At 54.9% G+C, this 255-nt stretch carries 1 pseudogene; it reads left to right on the top strand.

From position 1 onward, the window contains the following. Window positions 1-224: pseudogene (locus JMA46_RS17020) on the top strand (IS3 family transposase); the annotation flags it as partial. Between the last annotated feature and the right edge of the window lie 31 nt (window positions 225-255).

The raw sequence follows: 255 nt of genomic DNA, 5'->3' as shown, positions 1-255 counted from the left end.
ACAACCATCACCACCAGCACTCAGGAATCGGCTTCCACACACCCGCAAATGTCCACTACGGGCTGGCCGAGGAAGTCGCTGCACAACGCTCGGAAACACTCGCCGCAGCACGGGCAAAAAACCCGAATCGTTTCAACAAAAACGCCGACCCCAAAATTCTTGACCTACCCGGCCCTGCCTGGATAAACCAACCCAAGGAAACACCCGAAAAACAAGCAGCCTAACTCCCGCTGGTACCGCCCGACTTGAAAAATT

It is taken from the genome of Arthrobacter sp. E3, from assembly GCF_017353415.1.
Taxonomy (GTDB): domain Bacteria; phylum Actinomycetota; class Actinomycetes; order Actinomycetales; family Micrococcaceae; genus Specibacter.
This window is presented reverse-complemented; position numbering and strand designations above follow the sequence as displayed.